Below are 19,480 nucleotides of genomic sequence, written 5' to 3' on the forward strand. Positions count from 1 at the left end.
GGGGAATGGCTTCAATTCCTTCGAGGGAATAGCGGCGCCGAACGCGGCTCCGCCAAGATGACGACCATGGTTTCCGGATTCGGCCCCGCGCTCCGGGGCTGGCGCGAACGGCGGCGGCTGTCCCAGCTGGAACTGGCGATCCGGGCCGGAACCACCCAACGGCATGTGAGCTTCCTGGAGGGCGGCCGGTCGATCCCCGGCCGCGGCCTGGTGCTGCGGGTCGCCGAATCGCTCGAACTCCCGCTCCGGGAACGCAACGGCCTGCTGCTCGCGGCCGGGTTCGCGCCCGGTTTCCCCGAAACGGAACTGGGCGACCCGAAGCTGAAGCCGGTCCTCGACGGGATGCGCCGGCTGCTCGACGGGCACCGGCCCTATCCGGCCATCGTGGTCGACCGCTACGGCGTGCTCGTCGCCCGCAACGACGCGCTCGACCTGCTCTTCGAGGACGTGGCGCCGGAACTGCTGGAGGAACCGGTCAACACCCTGCGGCTCGCCCTGCATCCGCGGGGGATGGCGCCGCGGGTGCGGAACCTCGCGGATTGGGCGCGGCACATCCTGGAACGGTTGACGCAGGAGATCGCGCACGCCCCGGACGAGCGGCTCACGGCGCTGCTGGCCGAACTCGAAAGCTACGTTCCGGCGCCGGGACCGCCCGGCCCGGACCATCTCGGGTTCGCCGTGCCGATGCGCCTGTCCACTTCGGCGGGTGAACTGCGGCTGATCACGGCCATCACGACGTTCGCGACCGCCGCCGACGTCACGGTGTCGGAACTGAAGCTGGAGACCTTCCTGCCCGCCGACGCCGAAACCGCCGCGATCCTCACCGGATGACCGGTTCGTTCCTCGCGGGCGATTCGCGAGGCTGGCATGCTGATGCCATGCGCACTACCGCCGTCGTCGCGTTCGCCTCAGTGTTCTCGCTGGTCACGGCCTGTTCCGGGGCGTCGAGCGAATCGGTGCAGAGCGCACCGCCCGTCACCTCGAAGCCCGCCGTGTCGAAGCTGAAGGTCGAGCAGGTGACGGCCGGACTCGAACACGGCTGGGACGTCGGCTTCCTCCCGGACGGCAAGATCCTCGTCACCCAGCGGCCCGGCAAGCTCGCCCTGGTCGACGGCGGCACGAAACGCGACGTCACCGCCGATTTCTCCGACGTCCTCGTGCGTGGCGAAGGCGGTCTGATGGGGATGGTGATCAGCAAGGACTTCGCGACGTCGCGCGAGTTCATCACCTGCCAGACCCACAAGGAAGGCGACAACGCCGTCGACATCCGGCTGGTCACGTGGCAGCTTTCGGAGGACGACGCGAGCGCCACGAAGGTCAAGGACCTGCTGACCGGGCTGCCGGTGAACCCCAGCGGCAGGCATTCGGGCTGCCGTCCCACGTTCGGCGCGGACGGCGCGCTGCTCGTCGGGACCGGCGACACCGCCCGTCCGCAGCATCCGCAGGACCGCACGAGCCTCGGCGGCAAGGTGCTGCGGATCGACGCGAAGACCGGGAACCCGTTGCCGGACAACCCGTTCATCACGTCGGCGAATCCGAACGAACAGCGCGTGTTCACCTACGGGCATCGCAACGTCCAGGGCGTCACGGTCCGGCCGGGCACCGGGCAGGTGTTCACCGCCGAGCACGGGCCGACCATCGACGACGAGGTCAACCTGGAACGTGCCGGCGCGAACTACGGCTGGGACCCGTCCAAGGGCGGCACCGAGACGAGTTACGACGAAAGCGTCCCGATGACCGACAAGCAACGCTTCCCGGACACGGTCGGTCCTTTGTGGACAACCGGCGAGATCACCGAGGCGATCTGCGGTGCGGAGTTCCTCACCGGATCGCGGTGGGGCGCACTCGAAGGTTCGCTCGCCGTGACCGCGTTGAAGGGACAGAAACTCCTGCTGTTCCGTCTCGACAACACCGGCAAGGTCACCGAAGTGACCTTGCCGCCCGAGTTCGACGACAAGTTCGGCAGGCTGCGCGCCGTCCGGAACGGACCGGACGGCGCCCTCTACATCACGACTTCGGAAGGCGAGGACGACAAACTGCTGCGCGTCACCCTGGGCGCCTAGCGGCCCAGGTACGCGCCGCCGTTGACGTGGACGACCTGGCCGGTGACGTGCCGCGCGGCCGGGCTCGCCAGGAAGGCCACCACTTCGGCGACATCCACGGGCTCGCCGGCGCGTTTGGTCAGCGTGTTGCCGACGAGCCACGCCCGGCGCTCGTCGGACAGCTTGCCGTCGAAGAACTCGGTGTCCCCGACCAGACCGGGCGCGACGATGTTCGCGGTGATCCCGCGCGGCCCGAATTCCCTTGCCACGTCGACGTTCCACGCCTCCAGCGCGGCCTTCGCGGCACCGTAGGAACCGGCTCCGGTGCGCGCGGCGATGGAGCCGATGGTGACGATCCGCGCGCCGTCGGCGAACCGTTCCCGCAGGGCACGGGTGACCAGCACGGCACTGAACACGTTCGCGTCCAGATTGGCCTGCCAGTTCGCGGCGAACGACTTCAGGTCTTCGGCGGATCCGTTCCGGAAATCGGTGTTCCCGCCCGCGTTGTTGACCAGGACGTCGACCCGCTCCGGCAGTTCGGCCAGCGCGCGCTCCACCGCGTCCGGATCGGCCGCGTCGAACGGGACCGGGTTCGCGCCGAGCAACGTCGCGGCCTCGGTGAGGACCTGTTCGCGACGGCCGGTGATCGTCACCCGGTCGCCCTGCGCGGCGAACGCCGCCGCGACCGCGTAACCGATTCCCGTTCCGCCGCCGGTGATCACTACTTCCCTGTACTGCCCCATGCGATCAGCATAGGCACACTAGGCTCCCCTCATGACGAAGATCGACCCCGCGACGACTGCGCTCGTCCTGATCGACCTCCAGACACGGATCGTCGCCTTGGAGACCACGCCGCTCGAAGGCACCGAGGTCGTCGCGAACGCCGTTCTGCTGCGGGACGCCTTCAGCGCGGCCGGCTCACCGATCGTCCACGTGCGGGCGCACCGGCCGGGCGTCGACGAGCAGCCGCCCGGCAGCGAACTGGTCGCCGAGCTGACGCCCCGCGAAGGCGAGCACCTGATCACCAAGAACACGATCGGCGCGTTCTACGGCACCGGCCTGGACGAGCTCCTGCGCGGGCTCGGCGTGAAGACCCTGGTGCTCGGCGGGATCGCCACCGAGTACGGCGTCGAGTCGACGCTGCGGGCCGCCGTCGACCACGCCTACGAGACCATCGCCGTTTCGGACGCGATGACCGGGATCGCCGCGATCTCGCACGAATCGGCGATCACGAAGGTCTTCCCTCGGCTGGGCGAAGTGCTCACGACCGCCGAGACCGCCGCGGCACTGGGCTGAGCCGTGATCGACAAAATCGCTTGGCTGCACTTGGTGGACGGCCGGATCCTGAGCACTCGCTCGCGCGGCAAGTCCGTCTTCTACCTGCCCGGCGGGAAACGCGAACCCGGCGAAAGCGACACCGAGACGCTGGTCCGGGAGATCCGCGAGGAACTGACCGTGGAGATCACCCCGGCGACCGTCGCGTCCGCCGGGGTCTTCGAAGCGCAGGCCGACGGGCACTCGGCGGGGCTCGTGGTCCGCATGACCTGCTACACCGCCGAATTCAGCGGGACACTCGCGGCCAGCAGCGAGATCGAGGAAGTCGCGTGGCTGGGCTACGAGGACAGGGACCGGATCTCCGCGGTGGACAAGATCATCTTCGACCACCTGCGGGAGACCGGCCTCCTGCGCTGACCGCTACTTCTTGAGGTCGTCCAGGCACAGCACCCGCGTCTGCGGAAGCGTGCCGCCCGACCGCTGCCACTGGACCTTCTCGTCGGTCGACGGCACCTGGGTGCACACCGTGCTGCCGTCGACGAGGAAGGTCGCGCTCTTTTCGATGGCGAGGACCTTGTACCGCGCTGTCGCGCAGTCCGCCTTCGTGAGTTTCTTCGCCTCGACCACCCCGTCGGGCAGGCAATCGCCGACGACCGGCGCCCGCTCGCCCGGGTTCTTCAGGTCCTCCAGGCAGAGCAGGGTGCCGTCACTGGCGCCCTTCCTTCCCTGGAAGAAGTAAGCGTCGGTCGTCGGGTAGTCGTCGCATTCGGATCCGCCCGAAAGCCGAAGTCCGATTTCCGACTTGTTGTCCTGTTTTCCGACGACCTTGAAGTTCGCGTCGGGCTTTCCGCATTCGGTGTTCTTGACGCTGTCCGCCTTGTCGACGCTGCCCGTGAGACAGGCGCCGATCTCGGTGCTCGACGCCGTGAACGGATTCGCGATGAAGAACGCGACCACGGCGATGACGGCGAAGATGCCCAGGCGGATGACGGGCTTCAGCCACGTTCTCTTCTTCTGTGGCAGCAGCGGTTCCACGGCGGGCGCGGGATAGTTCTCCACGGTGTTTCCCCCAGTCGGATGATCTCTTTGGGGGACCTAGCGCTCATCGCCGGGGAAACGTTACTGCAGCGCGACGCAGATCTCAGTGCAGTCGCAGCTTGGGCTTGTGCTCCAAATTGGACAGCCCGTTCCAGGCGAGGTTGACCAGATGCGCGGCGACCTCGTCCCGCTTCGGTTTGCGGGCGTCGAGCCACCATTGCCCGGTCAGCGCGACCATCCCGACGAGCGCCTGCGCGTACAACGCGGCCAGCTTCTCGTCGTAGCCCCGCGCGGCGAACTGCTGCGCGAGGATGTGCTCGACCTGGCTGGCGATGTCGTTCAAAACCGTAGAGAACGTGCCCGTCGAACTCGCGACGGGCGAATCCCGCACCAGGATGCGGAAGCCGTCGTGCGAGTCCTCGACGTAGGAGAGCAGCGCGATCGCCGCCTGCTCCAGCATCACTCTCGGGTGTCCACCGTGGAGGGTGGACACCATCCTGTCGAGCAGGAGCTGGGTCTCGCGGTCGACGACGACGGCGTAGATGCCTTCTTTGCCGCCGAAGTGCTCATACACCACCGGTTTGGAGACGTTCGCGCGATGCGCGATCTCCTCGATGGAAGTGCCTTCGAAACCCTTCTCCGCGAAAAGGGCCCTGGCGACGTTGAGCAACTGCTGCCTGCGCTCGCTCCCCGTCATCCGCACCCGGGCCACCGGAGCGACCGGACGCGCCCCGGTGACCGCTTCACGTTTGGTTCGCCGTCTCCCCGCCATTGCAGAAGACTAACGTGACCTCGCTATTTGCTTTCGGTGGCGATACGCGCGAGACGCTGCGGGGTCGGCCAGCGCACGTCATAGGCCCAGCCGAACTTCTCGAAGATCCAGATGAGCCGCGCGGAAAGGTCGATCTGGCCGCGCTGCACGCCGTGCCGCGCCGAAGTCGGGTCGGCGTGGTGCAGGTTGTGCCACGACTCACCGAAGGAGAAGATCGCCAGCGGCCAGAAGTTGGCCGACTTGTCGCGGGCGGCGAACGGGCGCTCGCCGATCATGTGGCAGACCGAGTTGACCGACCAGGTCACGTGGTGCAGCACGCAGACGCGCACCAGCCCGGCCCAGAAGAACGCGGTCACCGCGCCCCAGAACGACCAGGTGATCAGCCCGCCCAGGATCGCGGGCAGCACCAGGGTGAGCAGGCTCCACAGCCAGAACAGGTCGTCGACCTTCTTGATGGCCGGATCCTTCAGCAGGTCCGGCGCGAACCGTTCGGCGTTGCTCTGGTCGCGGTCGAACAGCCAGCCCATGTGCGCGTGCCAGAAACCCTTGGCGATGGCGAGCGGCGAGGTGCCGAACAGCCACGGCGAATGCGGGTCGCCGTCGCGGTCGGAGAAGGCGTGGTGGCGCCGGTGGTCGGCGACCCAGGTGATCACGGGACCCTGGACGGCCATGCTGCCGGCGATCGCCATCACGACGCGCAGCCACGGCTTGGCCTTGAACGAGCCGTGCGTGAAGTACCGGTGGTACGAGACGGTGATTCCGAGTCCGCTGATCGCGTAGAAGACCACGAACAGGCCGACGTCGACCCAGGTCAGTCCCCAGCCCCAGGCGAACGGAACAGCCGCGAGCAGGGCGGCGAGCGGGAAGATGACCCCGAGGTAGACCGACAGCTGCACGGCGCTCGATCGCTGTCCGTCGGTTACCGGCTTGGGGCCCTTCGCGGGCTTCTGGGACTGGTCCAGGGTAGCCGTCATGCAGTCACTTCTTTTCTACGCGCGACCCTCGAGGGATTCCCTAAGGGTGACCTTACCTACGATGCCGTAAGTTACGGTACAGGAGGTTTCGCCCCCTGTGGAGTGCCCGCGACCGCGAGGCAACCCCCGGGCGCACGCGGAGGTCCCCGGCATGGCTATCCTGACCAGGATCGATCCGCCGTAGTGTAATCGGCAGCACTTCAGATTTTGGTTCTGACAGTTCAGGTTCGAATCCTGGCGGCGGAGCAGACGAACAGATGACCAGCGGCGTTTTCAACGGTGGGGGTGTGTGCGGCTGACCGAGGACGCGACGACCAGTGGCAGGCGGCCGGCGCTTGCGGAGATGTCCGACGCCTGGCTCTACGGTCGCGCGCGTGAACTCGGGGCGGCCATACAGCGCGTCAGCTTCGCCGAACAGCTGGACATCGTCACCAGCCTCGACGAACTCCTCGACGAGACGCAGCGCCGCGGCGAACCGCTGCTGGTCGCCCAGCTGCTGCGGTACTCCGCGATGGCCCGGCTGGTCACCCGCGGTCTCGCCGCCGAAGCCGAACCCAGGCTCGACGAGATGCTCGCGCACACCAGGCGGCACGGTCTCGCGCTGATGCGGGCCGACGCGCACGCCATGCGCGGCCGTCGCCTGGTGATCGCCAAGCAGGAGGACGCCGCCCTCACCGAGATCGCCAGGGCGCTGGCCATCCTCGACGACTCCGCCGTCCCGGACCGGCAGGTCGGCAGGCGCAACTGGGACAGGATGCTGTCCACGACCCTTGTCGACTGCTGGCTGGTGCTGAACCAGCTGGGCGTCTACGAAGCGGCCGAGGAGGCCATCGCCCGCGCCGCGCAGGCGATCCGCGACAGCGCGAGCCCGCACGAGATCGCGCTCCAGCTGATCAACCGGGTCAAGATGCTACTGGGCTGGGGCCTGCGGCTCGAACGCATCGAGCGCTACGACGAGGGAGCGGACAAGTTCCGCACCGCGGCTTCGATGGCGCAGGCCGCCGAAGGCCCGTTCACCGAGTCGCTGTTCCCGCGCAAGGCCAACCTGCCCGCGGTCGACCAGGTCGGCGTGCTCGCCGCGGCGGCCGCGCTGGCCTCGCCCGATTCGTCGCATATCGACCGGCTGAACTCGCTGCTGAACCCGGAACTGGTGTTCCCGCACGAACGCGAGATCATCGCCATCGCGCTGGCGCGATGCCTGGACAACGACGGCCGCCGCGAGGACGCGCTGCAGGTGCTCAAAGAGGTCCGCGAAGACAATGAGGACAACTCGCTGCCTTCGATGCGGTTGAACCTCGCCCGCGAGCTGGCCAGGCTCGACACCACCCCGGACTACGCGTCCGGGGCGAGCCAGTCGCTGATCGACTACGCGACCATCCTGGAAACGGAGATGTGGTCGCTGCGGGAATCGCAGATCGCCACGCTCAACGCGCGCCGGGAGCACGAACGTCTGTCCGCCGAACACGGCGCGATCACCCAGCAGGCCCTGCAGGACCCGCTCACCGGGCTGCCGAACCGGCGCGCGCTCGACGAAAAGCTCCGTTCGCTGGCGTCATCCGCGGACGCCCAGCCGCTCGCGGTCGCGCTCGTCGACCTCGACGGTTTCAAGGACGTCAACGACAAGCAGTCGCACGCCGAGGGCGACAACGTGCTCCGTGTCATCGCGAGCACGCTGCGCGACGCCCTGCGCGGCGACGACGTCGTCGCCCGATACGGCGGAGACGAGTTCATCGTGCTTCTACCTGGGGCTCCGGCATCGGCGGCGAAACAGGCGCTGGGTCGTTCTGTGAATGCCGTCGCATCTCTGCCGCACCATCTTTCGCACGGCGTCACCCTCTCCGTGGGTCTCGTCTCGCTCCGTCCGCAGGAGCGCGCGGAACAGGTCCTGGCACGCGCCGACGCGGCCATGTACCAGGCGAAACGCGGCGGCGGGAACCAGGTTTCGTCGGTGAACTCGATGGCCATCGATCCGGTGACCGGATGGCCTGGCGAGGATGCTCCGACCGACCCCGCGTGGGACTCCGAGCAGCCCACGTAGGATCAATGCCCGACAACCACCGTTGGTGAAATGTTGGGAGTGCCGTGACCGGCCCGCTGAGCACGTTGATCCTCGCCGCGGGTGAGGGCACCCGTATGCGCTCGTCCACCCCGAAGGTGCTGCACCCGATCGCCGGCCGTCCCTTGGTCGAGCACGCGGTCCGGGCGGCCGCGGGGCTGAGCCCGGAACACCTGGTCGTGGTGATCGGCCACGGCCGCGACTCGGTCGGCGCGCGGCTGGCGAAGGTCGGGGAAGCTCTCGAGCGCGAGGTCGTCACGGCGGTCCAAGAGGAACAGAAGGGCACCGGGCACGCGGTGTCGTGCGCGCTTTCGGCGCTGCCCGACGGGCTGACCGGCACCGTCGTCGTCAGCTACGGCGACGTCCCGCTGCTCGACACCGAAACGCTCGCTTCCCTGGTCGCCGAGCACACCTCCACCGGCAACGCGGTCACCGTGCTGACGGCGGTCGTCGAGAATCCGACCGGTTACGGCCGGATCATCCGCGACGAAAACGGCGTCGTCACCTCGATCGTCGAGCAGAAGGACGCCACCCCCGAACAGCACGAAATCGCCGAAATCAACTCCGGCGTCTACGCCTTCGACGCTTCCGTGCTGGTCGACGGGCTTTCGAAGCTTTCGACCGACAACGCGCAAGGCGAGCTCTACCTCACCGACGTCCTGGGCATCGCCCGCGGCGACGGCAAGGGCGTCGGCGCGCTGGTCATCGACGACCCTTGGGTGACCGAGGGTGTCAACGACCGTGTCCAGCTCTCCGTCCTCGGCGCCGAACTGAACCGCCGGATCGTCCGCGGCTGGCAGCGGGCGGGCGTCACCGTCGTCGATCCAGCGAGCACCTGGATCGACGCGGGCGTGACCTTGTCGCGCGACGTCGTCATCGAGCCCGGCGTGCAGCTGAAGGGTTCGACGTCGGTCGGCGAGGGCGCGCAGGTCGGCCCGGACAGCACGTTGGAGAACGTCTCCGTCGGCGCGGGCGCGTCGGTGGTGCGGACGCACGGTTCCGATTCAGAACTGGGCGACGGCGTGAAGGTCGGCCCGTTCACCTACCTGCGTCCCGGAACGAAGCTGGGGACCAAGGGCAAGCTCGGCGCTTTCGTCGAGACGAAGAACGCGGACATCGGCGCCGGGACGAAGGTTCCGCACCTCACCTACGTCGGTGACGCGACCATCGGCGAGAACAGCAACATCGGCTGCTCCAGCGTCTTCGTCAACTACGACGGCGTGAACAAGCACCACACCACGATCGGCTCCCATGTGCGGCTCGGCGCGGACAACACGTTCGTCGCCCCGGTGATCATCGGCGACGGCGCCTACAGTGGGGCAGGCACCGTGATCAGGCAAGACGTGCCTCCGGGCGCGCTCGCCGTGTCCACCGGGCCGCAGCGCAACATCGAAGACTGGGTGACCCGGCGCAGGCCGGGAACACCCGCGGCGGAAGCAGCTTCCGCCGCGAAGCAGGACACCACCGTTGTGTCCGATTCAGCCAAGGGAAACGACGGGGAGTCGCCAGCATGAGCTCGAAGTCCGGAACACCGAAGAAGAACCTGATGCTCTTCTCCGGGCGCGCCCACCCGGAACTCGCGGAGGAGGTGGCCAAGCACCTCAACGTGTCGGTGGTCCCGCAGACCGCGCACAACTTCGCCAACGGGGAGATCTTCGTCCGGTTCAACGAGTCGGTGCGCGGGACCGACGCGTTCGTGATCCAGAGCCACCCGGCGCCCATCAACGAGTGGGTGATGGAGCAGCTGATCATGGTGGACGCGCTCAAGCGCGCGAGCGCCAAGCGGATCACCGTGATCATGCCGTTCTACCCGTACGCGCGGCAGGACAAGAAGCACAAGGGCCGCGAGCCGATCTCCGCGCGGCTGATCGCGGACCTGTTCAAGACCGCGGGCGCCGACCGGATCATGACGGTCGACCTGCACACCGCGCAGATCCAGGGCTTCTTCGACGGTCCCGTCGACCACCTGCTCGCGCAGAACGTGCTGGCCGCGCACATCAACAAGACCTACCAGGACGAGAACATCACCGTCGTCTCGCCGGACTCGGGCCGCGTGCGGCTGGCCGAGAAGTGGGCGGCGCAGCTGGGTGACCGGCCGATCGCCTTCATCCACAAGACCCGCGACCCGGACAAGCCGAACCAGGCCGTCGCCAACCGCGTCGTCGGCAAGGTCCGCGGTCAGCTGTGCGTGCTGATCGACGACATGATCGACACCGGCGGCACGATCGTGAAGGCCACCGAGGCCCTGCTCGACGAAGGCGCGTCCGACGTCGTCATCGCCTCGACGCACGGCATCCTGTCCGACCCCGCCACCGAGCGGCTGTCGAACTGCAAGGCGCGCGAGGTGATCGTCACCAACACGCTGCCGATCCCCGAGGAGAAGCGGTTCCCCGGGCTGACCGTGCTGTCCATCGCGCCGCTGCTGGCGCAGGCTATCCAGCAGGTCTTCGAGGACGGGTCGGTCACGTCCCTCTTCGACGGCAACGCCTGATCTCAGCGAAGCAAGGGACCTTTGCTGTCACTCTCTCTCGGAGAGTGGCAGCAAAGGTCCCTTGCTTCGTTTTCGGCTGCCCGCGAAACAGCGCGCGCCGGGTCACCCGGCGTGGCTAGGTTCCGTTCATGGGGAAATTCAAGTTCGGCGTGAACCTGTGGGGCGCCGAGAACCGCGAAGACTGGGTCGCGAAATGTCTCCGTGTCGAGGCCCTCGGCTACGACGTCATTTCCGTTCCCGACCATCTCGGGACAGGACGGAACGCGCCCTTTCCGGCACTGACCATGGCCGCCGCCGTGACCCGGCGGCCGCGCGTCGGGACTCTCGTCTCCAACGTGCCCTTCTACAACTTCGCGCTCTTCGCACGCGAGGTCGCCACGACGGTGAAGATGACGGGCGACCGGCTGGACCTCGGCCTCGGCTCCGGCCACATGAAATCGGAATTCGACGAGGCCGGCCTGCCGTGGACCCCGGCCGAGAAGCGCATCGAGTACCTCGCCAAGAGCCTTGATCACCTGCGCGAACATTTAGCGGACGAAGGGATCACGCCTCCGCCGTTGCTCCTCGCGGGCAACAGCGACGGCGTGCTCTCCCTCGCCGCCCGGAAAGCCGACATCACCGGCTTCTCGGGCCTTCGCCAGGCGCCGGGGAAGTCTCCGGGCACGTTTCAGCTCGACGACGCCGAGCGCATGGACGAACGCGTGGCCTTCTTCCGCTCACAGGCGAACGGCCGGGATCCCGAATCGAACATGCTCGTCCAGCGGGTCGTCGTCACGGACGACCGGCGCGCGGCCGCCGCGGCCTGGCATGAGGAGGATCCGGACGGCCTCGACGTGGACAAATTGCTCGAAACGCCGCAGTTGCTTTTCGGAACCGTCGACGAGATCGTCCGCCAACTCCAGGAACGCCGCGAACGGTACGGCTTCTCCTACATCACCGTGTTCCAGCCGATGCTGGAAACGTTCGCGCCGATCGTGAAGGAACTGTCCGGTCAGTAAGCGACGCAGAAACGCCGGCGGCGGCGCTCCGGCTTGTCGATCTCGTCGACGAACGCGATCGCGTAGTCGGCGCCGCTGATCTTCGATCCACCGTTCTCGTCGGTCAGGAGCACGTCACCGCCGAGCCGGAACTCACCGGTCCGCTCCCCCTCGGCCCACGCGCCGAACTCGGCGGCAGGGCTGAGGTAGAACCAGTCGACGTCCTCGGGAAGCTTCCGGAACGCTTCCAGCACCTCGGCGTGCGCTCCCGCCTCACCCTTGTACTCATCCGGGAATCCGGGGGTGTCGATCAGCCGCGGGCCGTCCTCGGCCACGCGCAGGCTGCCCGCGCCGCCGACCACGCCGATCCGCGCGCCGTTGTCCTTCGCGACCCGGGCGATCGAGGGCACCGCGTCGAGCAGACCGCTCTGCCCGTGAACGGCGATGACCAGGACGTCGGCGCCCTTGGCGGCCTCGGCGAGGAAGGCCTCGTCGTAGAGCGACCCCGCTTTGGTCCCCTCGCCTTCTGCGTTCCTCGACACCGCCAGGACCTCGTGACCACGGCTACGCGCTTCCGCGGCGATCTTCCCGCCCGCGTACCCGGTTCCTCCGAACACAACCAACTTAGCCATCACGTTCTCCCTTGTTCATCGGCGACGACACCGATGCTAGGAACGCAAGATCGACTACTTCAACGTATGTAACGCACCCGTGGGTGAGCGTGCAGGTCAGCCACCCAGCGTGGCGAACTCGGACTTGAGCTTTTCGCGGAGGCCGTTCACGTCGACCGGGACCCGGACCTCGCCACGGGCCACCGGCTTCGCCTGCACCTGGTAGCTGGCGTTCCGATTCGGCAGTTTGAACTTGACCTCGCAGGACATGCTCGTCGTGGTGTCCGGCGCCGCGTTCGCGTCCGCCGTGCAGCTCTGCGCTCCGAGCGATTGGGCGGAGAAGTCGACGGTCAGCGTCAGGTGCACGGGTGTCCCGTTCACCCCGCCGATGACGGTGTTGGCGACGTCGATGGTCGCCCGGCAGGTCCCGACGAAGTCCGTGCAGTCCAGTTTGTCGCCGACCACGCTGACACTGACCTGGGTGAGCGCGTCGAACGGCTGCCCGACCCCGCCGACCGCCCCGTCCAGATCGGTCTGGAGTTTCTTGAGCGAGTCCCCGGCGAGTGGTTCGACCCGCATTTCGGCGCCGAGCGTCTTGCCGCCGGCCGCGTCGACGAGGGCAGGCGCGAAACTGACGACGCGGTGAGGCGCCGCCGTGGTCACCCGCAGCGTCCCAAGTCCGCTGCCGACGTCGTAGACCTCGGTCCCGTCCGGCAGCTTCGACCGGACCGGATCGGTCAGCCGGTTCATCGCGGACACCGCGGTCCGGAGGGTCGACGCGGCCTTGCGCGGGTTGAGCACCTCGACGGCGTTCACCGGCAGGTCCGAGCTGTCGGTGCGGACCCAGTTGGTGCCGTACTGCTCGCTGTTGCCGAGCCCGTGCGCCTTCCAGTACTCCGGCGTCGCCGAGAGGTACAGCTGCTTGTCGGCCGAAATGATCTGGATGGTCTGGCCGTCGACCGGCAGGGCGCCCTGCGCGCTGCCGTTACGGGTGATCCGGAACTGCAATTCGGAGGGGTTGCCGGAGGCATCCTTGATTGTCGACTTGTAGACAACGGCGGGAGCCTGCTCAAGCTCCTTCAACGCGCTCTCGACAGCGCCTCGCTGTTCATCGCGCCGATCCACCCGCTGCTGCTCGGCGGGCGAGATCCCCGCCGCCCCGTCGATCTCGACATCGCAACCGGCCACAAGGCAGCACAGGGCGGCGATCGCGCCGATCCTCAACCGTCGTGCCGGCATGCCGCCCCCTTCGTCTCGCGTGCGAGGAGATCACACCTTAGAAAAGGGGTCGCGCACCACCGCATCCGCGGGTCCCCGAAGCAGCTGTCACCGACTTGTCACCTGAACGAGCCACCCGGCGGGACCCTCGCGCGACCCGTTGGTCTACACTTTCCCGGTCTCGGCGAGGCGGGTTCCGTGAGCACCTGGTGCCCGACGTGATCGACGCGGCGGCTTGAGTGGCCACACGCTGTCGAGCACGCCTGTGGAATTCGCCGCCGAACACCAGAACCGCCCCGAACCATCCCCACCTCAGCATGCTTTCGCTGAACATGTTGGTGAATTGAAGGAGTGCTACACCGTGTCCGAGGTAAGCCTGTCCGTCGAGCCCCGCACCGAATTCGGCAAGGGTGCCGCGCGCCGCACGCGTCGCGCGGGCAAGATCCCCGCGGTGCTGTACGGGCACGGCTCGGACCCGCGCCACTACGCCCTGCCCGCCATCGAGTTCGCCCGCGTCGTGCGTGAGAACGGCAGCAACGCCGTCATCAGCCTCGACCTCGACGGCAAGAGCGAGCTGGCGCTGACGAAGACCATCGTCGTGCACCCGCTGAAGAACTACATCGAGCACGTCGACCTGCTGGTCGTCCGCCGCGGCGAGAAGGTCACCGTCGACGTCCCGGTCGTCGTCACCGGCACCGCCGGCCCGGGCACCCTGGTCACCACCGACCTGGACTCCCTCCAGGTCGAGGTCGAGGCGCTGCACATCCCGGAGCAGGTCGAGGTCTCGGTCGAGGGCGTCGAAGCCGGCACCCAGATCCTCGCCTCGCAGGTCACCCTGCCGAAGGGCGCCACCCTGGTCACCGACGCCGAGGCGCTGGTCGTCGCCGTCAACGAGGCGCCGTCCGAGGCTTCGCTCGAGGGTGAAGAGGGCGCTGACGAGGCGGCTGAGGCCCCCGCCGAGGACGCCGAATAAAGTCACTCGTGTGACTGAAGCAGTACTTCCCGGGGCCGGCGAGCAGATCCTGCTCGCCGGCCTCGGCAATCCAGGCCCCCAGTACGCGGGCAACCGGCACAACGTCGGCTTCATGGTGCTCGACGAACTCGCCGACCGCGTCGGCGGCAAGTTCAAGGCCCACAAGAGCGGCGCCGAAGTCCTCGAAGGCAGGCTCGCGGGACAGCGGGTGGTCCTGGTCAAACCGCGCTCGTACATGAACCTCTCGGGCGGTCCGGTCGTGGGCGCGGCCCGGTTCTACAAGATCCCTCCGGCCGGTGTCGTGGTCGTCCACGACGAGCTGGACGTCGATTTCGGCGCGCTCAAGATGAAACTGGGCGGCGGCGACAACGGCCACAACGGTCTCCGCTCGATCACCAAATCCCTGGGCACGAAGGACTACTACCGTGTCCGTTTCGGCGTCGGCCGCCCTCCGGGACGGCAGGACCCGGCGGATTTCGTGCTGAAAGATTTCTCGACGGTCGAACGCAAAGAGCTCGCTTTCGAGATCGATCGTTGCGCCGACGCCGTTGAAGCGCTTATCAGCACCGGCCTCGCCGCAGCTCAGAACACCTTCCACGCTGGGTGAACCCGCTCACATGGCGGTGCGTTACAGCTCGTCACTCGAAGGCGTTCCACCACGCCCCTGATCGAGTCGTGGAATAGCGCGAGCTCTTCCGGGGAACTCTCAAACCCGTTAGGACGGAATGCGGAGATCGCATTCCCCACCGAAACCGGAGAGAGTTTCATGTCGTTTACGGCCGAAGACATCACCGGCGCCACTTTCCCGAACGCCCCGATCGGGCGACGCGGATACGCCAAGCACGAGGTCGACGCGTTCCTGGAACGGATCGCGGACACGATCGCGGACCGGGACGACCTGACGGCCGCCGAGGTCCACCACGTCATGTTCTCGCGTCCGCTGATCGGGAAGCGCGGCTACGACGAACGCGAAGTCGACGAGTTCCTCGACAAGATAGAAGAGCAGCTTGCCCACCGGACCGGCCAGCAGGTGCTCAGCGTGCCCGGCGCGCGTGAAGAGGACCAGGCGACCGCCGAGCGCTCCGTTCCGGACCGCGCTCCCGTCGATTTCCTGCGGGAGCGCTAGTGCCGATCACCGCGTTCGAAGCGAGAACCCGGCAGTTCGACCGGGCACCGATCGGTGCCCGGGGCTATCACGAGCCCGCGGTCGACGCCTTCCTCGAACGGGTGGCCGCGACCCTCGACGGCGACGACGACCTGTCCGTTTCGGACGTCCACAACATCGCTTTCGCCAAGGCACCGCTCTCGAAGCGAGGCTACGACCCGGCAGCCGTCGACGCTTTCCTCCGGGACGTGGAGGGCACGCTGGCCGGGCTCTCCACGTCCGCCGACTACTACATCGCGCCCGCTTTGGAACACACCCACACCCGTAAGCCGCTCTGGCGACGCCGCTGACCCACGGGAGGTGCCGCGAAAAGTGCCGGGCCCGCGTTACCAGCGGGCCCGGCACTTTCGTATCAGCTGTTCGCCGCGTTCTTGGCGATCTTGTCCGCGAACTGGGTGGCGGTCGCGGCCCGCTTCACCTTGCCCGAGGGCGTCTTGGGCAGGCTTCCCGCCGGGAGCACCACCACCGCGAAAGGCCGCATGTCGACCGCGCCGCGCACCTTGGCCGCGACCTCTTTCGCCAGCGCTTTCTCCGTTTCCGGATCCCCGGCGAGTTTGGATTCGACGACGACGGCGAACCGTTCCCGGCGGCTGCCGGCGTCGATTCGCACGGCCACGGCGTTCCCCGCCCGGACGCCCTCGACCGAGGTGGCCGCCCGTTCGATATCGGTCGGGTACAGGTTCCGGCCGCCCATGATGATGACGTCCTTGCGACGGCCACAGATCACGATCATGCCGTCCACCAGGTAACCGAGGTCTCCGGTGAGCAGCCAGCCGTTCTCGTCCTGCGTCGCGAGCGGGCCGTCCATGGTCAAGTACCCCGGCGTCACGGCCTCGCCGCGCAACCGGATCTCCCCGACCTCACGCTCTCCGAGCACCGTGCCCTTGTCGTCGACGATCTCCGCTTCGAGCCCGTCGAGCGGCGGTCCGAGCACCGCGAAGGACCGGACTTCGTCGGTTCCGCGCCGCGGGTCGTCCTCGGGGACCGGCACCGCGCGGTTGTCCGCCTCCAGTGCGTCGGCTTCGACGACGTCCAGGGTCAGCCCGGTGAACAACGGCGCGAACGAAACCGCGAGCGTCGCCTCCGCCATTCCGTAAGCCGGGAAGACGCATTCGGCGGGCATCTTGAACCGTGACCCGGCCTCGACGAAAGTCTGCACGGCCGTTTCGTCGATCGGCTCGGCGCCGTTCAGCGCGATCCGCAGCTTCGAGAGGTCGTACGCCTCGTCGTCCTCGACACGGGCCATCCGCCTGCCCACGATCGCGTACGCGAAGTTCGGCGCGGCCGTGGTCGTGCCGTTGTACTTGCTGATCAGCTGCGGCCAGATCAACGGTCCCGACAGGAACTCGAGCGGCGTGATCTTGACGAGTTCGACGCCGAACGTCATCGGGACCGTCAGGAAGCCGACCATCCCCATGTCGTGGAAGGTGGGCAGCCACGAAACCATCACGTCGACGTCGAAATCGAACTCGGCGCGTTCGACCATCGCCTTGACGTTCGAATACAGGTTGCCGTAGGTGATCCGCACGGCCTTCGGATCGGCTGTCGACCCACTGGTCAGCTGCAGGAGCGCGGTGTCGGCCTCGGCCGTCGGCACGGGCTCGGCCAGCGGCTCGGCCTCGAGCAGTTCGGTGATCACCTGGAAGGCGATGCCGTGCTCGGTGAGCACCGGCCCCAGCTGGTCGAAAGGCTCACCGAGCAGGACCAGACCGGATCCGATCATCCGCAGCACGCGAACGGTGTCCTCAGCCCATTCGGCGAGGTCGGTGCGCTGGGTCGGCTGGTGCAGCATCGTCACGCTGCCACCGGCGAGCCACACCGCCTGCACCGTCGGCGCGATCAGCGACGGCGCCGCCGCCAAGACCGCCACGGCCTTGCCGGGCTCGAGCCCGGCCGTCACCAGGCCTCCGGCGACCTGCTTCGCCTGCTCGTGAATCTCGGCCCAGGTACGCCGAACCGGCTCCTTGGGCTCCCCGGTGACCATTCCCCGCTGCTGACCTCGCCCCGCCGCGGTGGCGACGAGCGTGTCCACGAACCGACTCATGCGCGTCACATTACTGTCCGCGCTGAAAGATCCGCTCGCCGTCGAGTGAACTCATTCGATCGCTTCGGAGGTCTCAAGCCATTGGGCCTCGACCTCCTCCTTCTCCGTCTCGACGGCCTTCAGCTCGGTGTTGAGCTCGATGAGCTTCGTCGGGTCGGTCGCCGCGGCGAGCAGCGCCGCGTGCAGCGTCTCTTCCTTGGCGTGCAGCTGGTCGAGCTTGCGTTCAAGACGGGACAGTTCCTTCTGCGCCGCCCGCTGTTCCGCGGCGCTCTTCTTGGGCGCCGAGGCCTGCCCGCCAGCCGGCTTCCGGTCTCCACCAGCCTTCTCGAGGCTCTTGGCGCGCCGATCCAGGTATTCGTCGATGCCGCCCGGCAGATGGGTCACCTGCCCGTCCCCGAACAAGGCGACGATGGTGTCGCAGACGCGTTCCACCAGGTACCGGTCGTGCGAAACGACGACGAGGCTGCCCGGCCACGAATCGAGCAGATCCTCCAGCTGCTGCAAGGTGTCGATGTCGAGGTCGTTCGTCGGTTCGTCGAGCAGCAGCACGTTGGGCTCGGCCATCAGGAGTCGGCACAGCTGCAGACGGCGTCGCTCACCACCGGAAAGATCCTCGACCGGCGTCCACTGCCTCGCCTGGGGGAACCCGAGCTTTTCAGCCAGCTGCGAAGCGGAAAGCTCCTGCTTGCCGAACACGACCCGTCCCGAGACCTCTTCGATCGCCTGGAGCACGCGTAGGTCACCCGGCAGATCATCGAGCTCCTGCCGCAGATGCGCGAGGCTGACCGTCTTGCCCTGGATGCGTCGTCCCGTCTCGGGGTCCTTGTCTCCGCCGAGCAGCTTGAGCAGCGTCGTCTTGCCCGACCCGTTTACGCCGACCAGGCCGATCCGGTCACCGGGTCCGATCCGCCAGGTGACGTGATCGAGCAGGGTGCGGTCGCCGACGGTCAACGTGGCGTCTTCGACCTCCAGCACGGTCTTGCCCAGCCGCCGACGGGCGAACGCCTGCAGTTCGACCGAATCACGCGGCTCCGGCACGTCGGAGATCAAGGCCTCCGCAGCCTCGACGCGGTAGCGCGGCTTCGATGTCCTGGCCTGCGGACCGCGACGCAGCCACGCGAGTTCCTTGCGCGCCAGGTTCTGTCGCTTCTCTTCGGCTGTAGCCGCCAGCCGCGCTCGCTCGGCCCGCGCGAAGATCCAGTCCGCGTAGCCACCTTCGTACTGCTCGACACGACCGTTGGTCACTTCCCAGGTCAAACTCGCGACCGTGTCGAGGAACCACCGGTCGTGGGTGACGACCACGACCGCGATCTTGCGGTTGAGCAGGTGATCCGCGAGCCAGCGCACACCTTCGACGTCGAGATGGTTGGTCGGCTCGTCGAGGACCACGAGGTCCAGCTCACCGGTGAGAGCGGCCGCCAGCGCCACCCGGCGGCGTTCGCCACCGGACAGGTTCGCCGTCGCCTTGTCGAGGCCCAGAGCAGTGACCCCCAGGCCGTCCATAATGGACCTGACACGCGCGTCAGCGGCCCACTCGTGCTCCGCGCCGTAGCGCTCCAGCACGACATCGCCCACCGTGCTGCCGTCCGGGAGCTCGGTCCGCTGAGTGACGACGGCCATCCGCAAACCACGGACTTGACTCACTCGGCCCGTATCGGGCTCGCTGATCCCAGCGAGGACCTCCAGCAGCGTCGTCTTCCCGCCCCCGTTGAGACCGACGACGCCGATGCGCTGCCCCTCCGCCACACCGAGCGAAACACCGTCGAGCAGCGGGCGCACCCCGAAGGACTTGCTCACCGACTCCAGGTTGACCAAGTTGGCCATGCCTCAGCCGATCCTTTCCC

20 protein-coding genes and 1 tRNA gene are annotated in these 19,480 nt (G+C 67.7%); 13 read left to right on the forward strand and 8 right to left on the reverse strand.

What is annotated here, in order from left to right:
* Positions 1-66: 66 nt before the first annotated feature.
* Entirely contained in the window at positions 67-831 is a 765-nt protein-coding gene (locus AB0N89_RS17310; protein WP_364205424.1) for a helix-turn-helix transcriptional regulator, read from the forward strand.
* Between the two features lie 47 nt (positions 832-878).
* The gene (locus AB0N89_RS17315) at positions 879-2,063 is read left to right on the forward strand and encodes a PQQ-dependent sugar dehydrogenase (RefSeq protein WP_364205604.1); all 1,185 of its coding nucleotides are present in this window, start codon (positions 879-881) and stop codon (positions 2,061-2,063) included.
* On the opposite strand, the gene AB0N89_RS17320 is transcribed toward AB0N89_RS17315, so the two are convergent.
* Positions 2,060-2,785 (reverse strand): SDR family oxidoreductase, encoded by a 726-nt coding sequence (locus AB0N89_RS17320; RefSeq protein ID WP_364205426.1) that lies wholly within the window; start codon positions 2,783-2,785, stop codon positions 2,060-2,062. The genes AB0N89_RS17315 and AB0N89_RS17320 overlap by 4 nt on opposite strands.
* Before the next feature lie 31 nt (positions 2,786-2,816).
* Between AB0N89_RS17320 and AB0N89_RS17325 the strand changes: the two genes are divergently transcribed.
* A complete protein-coding gene (locus AB0N89_RS17325) occupies positions 2,817-3,338 on the forward strand; it encodes an isochorismatase family protein (RefSeq protein ID WP_364205427.1) in 522 nt (173 codons plus the stop codon).
* A gap of 3 nt (positions 3,339-3,341) precedes the next feature.
* Positions 3,342-3,734: an NUDIX domain-containing protein gene (locus AB0N89_RS17330; RefSeq protein ID WP_364205429.1), complete on the forward strand. Its 393-nt coding sequence runs from the start codon at positions 3,342-3,344 to the stop codon at positions 3,732-3,734.
* Positions 3,735-3,737: 3 nt separating this feature from the next.
* On the opposite strand, the gene AB0N89_RS17335 is transcribed toward AB0N89_RS17330, so the two are convergent.
* From AB0N89_RS17335 to AB0N89_RS17345, 3 genes are all read right to left on the reverse strand, one after another.
* Positions 3,738-4,376 (reverse strand): hypothetical protein, encoded by a 639-nt coding sequence (locus AB0N89_RS17335; RefSeq protein WP_364205431.1) that lies wholly within the window; start codon positions 4,374-4,376, stop codon positions 3,738-3,740.
* Between the two features lie 82 nt (positions 4,377-4,458).
* Entirely contained in the window at positions 4,459-5,052 is a 594-nt protein-coding gene (locus AB0N89_RS17340) for a TetR/AcrR family transcriptional regulator (RefSeq protein ID WP_026466989.1), read from the reverse strand.
* 98 nt (positions 5,053-5,150) lie between these two features.
* Positions 5,151-6,101 (reverse strand): fatty acid desaturase, encoded by a 951-nt coding sequence (locus AB0N89_RS17345; protein WP_364205433.1) that lies wholly within the window; start codon positions 6,099-6,101, stop codon positions 5,151-5,153.
* Between the two features lie 174 nt (positions 6,102-6,275).
* On the opposite strand from AB0N89_RS17345, the gene AB0N89_RS17350 reads away from it, so the two are divergent.
* The 5 genes from AB0N89_RS17350 to AB0N89_RS17370 all read left to right on the forward strand — a co-directional run bounded on the left by AB0N89_RS17350 (position 6,276) and on the right by AB0N89_RS17370 (position 11,646).
* Positions 6,276-6,347: transfer RNA gene (locus AB0N89_RS17350), tRNA-Gln, on the forward strand.
* Positions 6,348-6,390: 43 nt separating this feature from the next.
* Complete coding sequence (locus AB0N89_RS17355; RefSeq protein ID WP_364205435.1) at positions 6,391-8,139, forward strand: GGDEF domain-containing protein; 1,749 nt, start codon at positions 6,391-6,393, stop codon at positions 8,137-8,139.
* Between the two features lie 44 nt (positions 8,140-8,183).
* Positions 8,184-9,671 carry a bifunctional UDP-N-acetylglucosamine diphosphorylase/glucosamine-1-phosphate N-acetyltransferase GlmU gene (glmU, locus tag AB0N89_RS17360; protein ID WP_364205437.1) on the forward strand — a complete coding sequence of 496 codons (1,488 nt, stop codon included), beginning with the start codon at positions 8,184-8,186 and terminating at the stop codon, positions 9,669-9,671.
* Positions 9,668-10,648 (forward strand): ribose-phosphate diphosphokinase, encoded by a 981-nt coding sequence (locus tag AB0N89_RS17365; RefSeq protein ID WP_005155717.1) that lies wholly within the window; start codon positions 9,668-9,670, stop codon positions 10,646-10,648. Before glmU ends, AB0N89_RS17365 begins: the two co-directional genes overlap by 4 nt.
* A gap of 128 nt (positions 10,649-10,776) precedes the next feature.
* Positions 10,777-11,646 carry a TIGR03621 family F420-dependent LLM class oxidoreductase gene (locus AB0N89_RS17370; RefSeq protein WP_364205439.1) on the forward strand — a complete coding sequence of 290 codons (870 nt, stop codon included), beginning with the start codon at positions 10,777-10,779 and terminating at the stop codon, positions 11,644-11,646.
* Here AB0N89_RS17370 and AB0N89_RS17375 read toward each other — a convergent pair.
* Together AB0N89_RS17375 and AB0N89_RS17380 are read right to left on the reverse strand one after the other, a co-directional pair.
* Positions 11,640-12,257 carry an NAD(P)H-binding protein gene (locus tag AB0N89_RS17375; protein ID WP_364205441.1) on the reverse strand — a complete coding sequence of 206 codons (618 nt, stop codon included), beginning with the start codon at positions 12,255-12,257 and terminating at the stop codon, positions 11,640-11,642. The two genes, AB0N89_RS17370 and AB0N89_RS17375, sit on opposite strands and share 7 nt — an antisense overlap.
* A 96-nt stretch (positions 12,258-12,353) precedes the next feature.
* On the reverse strand, positions 12,354-13,475 hold the full coding sequence (locus AB0N89_RS17380; protein ID WP_364205443.1) for a hypothetical protein: 1,122 nt from the start codon (positions 13,473-13,475) through the stop codon (positions 12,354-12,356).
* A gap of 340 nt (positions 13,476-13,815) precedes the next feature.
* On the opposite strand from AB0N89_RS17380, the gene AB0N89_RS17385 reads away from it, so the two are divergent.
* From AB0N89_RS17385 to AB0N89_RS17400, 4 genes are all read left to right on the forward strand, one after another.
* A complete protein-coding gene (locus tag AB0N89_RS17385; RefSeq protein WP_364205445.1) occupies positions 13,816-14,427 on the forward strand; it encodes a 50S ribosomal protein L25/general stress protein Ctc in 612 nt (203 codons plus the stop codon).
* A 10-nt stretch (positions 14,428-14,437) separates the two neighbouring features.
* On the forward strand, positions 14,438-15,034 hold the full coding sequence (gene pth / locus AB0N89_RS17390) for an aminoacyl-tRNA hydrolase (protein WP_364205447.1): 597 nt from the start codon (positions 14,438-14,440) through the stop codon (positions 15,032-15,034).
* 159 nt (positions 15,035-15,193) lie between these two features.
* Complete coding sequence (locus tag AB0N89_RS17395) at positions 15,194-15,553, forward strand: DivIVA domain-containing protein (protein WP_364205449.1); 360 nt, start codon at positions 15,194-15,196, stop codon at positions 15,551-15,553.
* Positions 15,553-15,882 (forward strand): DivIVA domain-containing protein, encoded by a 330-nt coding sequence (locus AB0N89_RS17400; protein WP_364205451.1) that lies wholly within the window; start codon positions 15,553-15,555, stop codon positions 15,880-15,882. Before AB0N89_RS17395 ends, AB0N89_RS17400 begins: the two co-directional genes overlap by 1 nt.
* Positions 15,883-15,944: 62 nt before the next feature.
* On the opposite strand, the gene AB0N89_RS17405 is transcribed toward AB0N89_RS17400, so the two are convergent.
* Together AB0N89_RS17405 and AB0N89_RS17410 are read right to left on the reverse strand one after the other, a co-directional pair.
* Entirely contained in the window at positions 15,945-17,636 is a 1,692-nt protein-coding gene (locus AB0N89_RS17405) for a fatty acyl-AMP ligase (protein WP_364205452.1), read from the reverse strand.
* Positions 17,637-17,687: 51 nt separating this feature from the next.
* The gene (locus AB0N89_RS17410; RefSeq protein ID WP_364205454.1) at positions 17,688-19,460 is read right to left on the reverse strand and encodes an ABC-F family ATP-binding cassette domain-containing protein; all 1,773 of its coding nucleotides are present in this window, start codon (positions 19,458-19,460) and stop codon (positions 17,688-17,690) included.
* Positions 19,461-19,480 lie beyond the last annotated feature (20 nt).

Origin of the sequence: Amycolatopsis sp. NPDC089917, from assembly GCF_040684635.1 — a bacterium.
In the GTDB taxonomy this organism is placed as follows: Bacteria; Actinomycetota; Actinomycetes; order Mycobacteriales; family Pseudonocardiaceae; genus Amycolatopsis.